Below are 2112 nucleotides of genomic sequence, written 5' to 3' on the forward strand. Positions count from 1 at the left end.
CTGTCAGCGACGGTTGAATACCCAGCCAGAATCGACGGTTGAAAACTAGTCCACTCGACCACGATTGGATGGGTGATCACAGTGGAAGATTGGGCGTTGATTCGTCGCCTTCACAAGAGCGAGGGCGTGTCGCAGCGAGAGATCGCGCGGCGTTTAGGGGTGGCCAGGGACACGGTCGCGCGAGCGATCGCTTCTGATGAGCCGCCGAAGTATGAGCGGCCGGTTCGGCCGTCTGAGTTGAGGGAGCTGGAGCCGCGGATCCGTGAGCTGCTCGCGGCGCACCCGAGGATGCCCGCGACGGTCGTCGCGGAGAGGTTGGCGTGGTCGGGCTCGATCACGTGGTTCCGTGAGAATGTGGCGAGGCTTCGGCCGGAGTATGCGCCGGTAGATCCCGCGGACCGGATCGCGTATGCAGCCGGGGATCAGGCGCAGTGCGATCTGTGGTTCCCGCCCGTGAAGATCCCGCTCGGCGCCGGCCAGGCCGGGTCTCCGCCGGTGTTGGTGGTCGTGTCCTCGTTCTCGCGGTTCATCACGGCTGTGATGTTGCCGTCGCGGACGACACCGGATCTGCTCGTGGGCATGTGGTCATTGATCTCGGGGCAGTTGGGCGCGGTCCCGAAGCGGTTGATCTGGGATAACGAGGCCGGCATCGGCCGCCGGAACGCGTTCGCTCACGGAGTCGCGGCATTCACCGGGACGTTGGCGACCAGGATCGTGCAACTCAAGCCCTTCGATCCGGAGTCCAAAGGCATCGTCGAACGCGCGAATCAGTACTTGGAGACATCGTTCCTGCCGGGGCGATCGTTTCGCTCGCCGGCTGACTTCAACGAGCAACTCGCGAGTTGGTTGCCCCGGGCGAATGGGAGGGTTGTTCGCCGGCTCGGCGGGCGCCCCACGGAGTTGGTCGCGGCGGACCGGGCCGCGATGCTCGCGTTGCCGCCGGTCGCGCCGCTGGTCGGGTTCGCCGCCCGGGTCCGTTTGCCGCGCGATTACTACGTTCGCGTCCACGGCAACGATTACTCCGTTGACCCGGCCGGGATCGGGCGGATGGTCGAGGTTCGGGCGGACCTGGACCAGGTCACGGTCACCCTCGAGGACAGGCTGTTCGCGTCTCATGACCGGGCGTGGTCGACCGGACAAACGATCACCGACCGGGCTCACGTTGCTGCCGCCGCGACCCTGCGAACCGCGTTTCAAACCCGCGCGGAGCCGGTCGAGGAGAGCCTCGAACGAAACCTCGCCGACTACGACACGGCGTTCGGGGTCCGGTTCGACCTTGACGGTGAAGTCGCCTGATGGGCCGCGAAACGATCAGCGAGATCGAGTACTTCGCCCGCGCGTTGAAAGCACCCCGGATCAGGGACGCCGCCGCCCGACTCGCTGAGCAGGCCCGGGAGGCAGGTTGGACTCACGAGGAATACTTGGCGGCGGTCCTCTCCCGGGAAGTCTCCGCGAGGGAGTCTTCCGGCGCGGAACTGCGGATTCGGGCAGCGGGCTTCCCCGGCCGGAAATCGTTGGAGGAGTTCAACTTCGACCACCAGCCCTCACTCAAGCGAGACACGATCGCGCACCTCGGCACCGGTTCATTCCTCACCGAGGCGAAGAACGTGGTCCTGCTCGGTCCGCCCGGGACCGGGAAAACGCACCTCGCGATCGGCCTGGGCATCAAAGCCGCCCATGCGGGCCACCGAGTCCTGTTCGCCACAGCAACGGACTGGGTCACCCGACTCCAATCAGCCCACCAGCTGGGCCGGCTGCCCCAGGAACTCGTGAAGCTCCGCCGTTACGGCCTGATCATCGTCGACGAAGTCGGCTACATCCCGTTCGAACAAGACGCCGCGAATCTGTTCTTCCAGCTCGTCTCCAGCCGTTACGAACACGCCTCGCTGATCCTGACCAGCAACCTCCCCTTCTCCCGATGGGGCGACGTCTTCGGCGACCACGTCGTGGCCGCCGCGATGATCGACCGAATCGTTCACCACGCCGACGTCATCACGCTCAAAGGCTCCAGCTACCGACTCAAAAACAGCGGCATCGACACTCTTCCCTCGGCACGACCAGAGAACACGGCAGAATAGTTAGACACAACAGTGGACTACTTTTCGCCCGTCG

2 protein-coding genes are annotated in these 2112 nt (G+C 65.2%); both read left to right on the forward strand.

Features of this window, described 5'->3' with window-relative positions; translation table 11 throughout:
• Positions 1–72: 72 nt before the first annotated feature.
• Positions 73–1296 (forward strand): IS21 family transposase, encoded by a 1224-nt coding sequence (gene istA / locus E3O67_RS09950; RefSeq protein ID WP_135102608.1) that lies wholly within the window; start codon positions 73–75, stop codon positions 1294–1296.
• Positions 1296–2078: an IS21-like element helper ATPase IstB gene (gene istB / locus E3O67_RS09955; RefSeq protein WP_134369384.1), complete on the forward strand. Its 783-nt coding sequence runs from the start codon at positions 1296–1298 to the stop codon at positions 2076–2078. Before istA ends, istB begins: the two co-directional genes overlap by 1 nt.
• The last annotated feature ends 34 nt before the right edge of the window (positions 2079–2112 follow it).

The organism is Cryobacterium sp. TMT3-29-2 (genome assembly GCF_004564305.1).
GTDB lineage: Bacteria > Actinomycetota > Actinomycetes > Actinomycetales > Microbacteriaceae > Cryobacterium > Cryobacterium sinapicolor.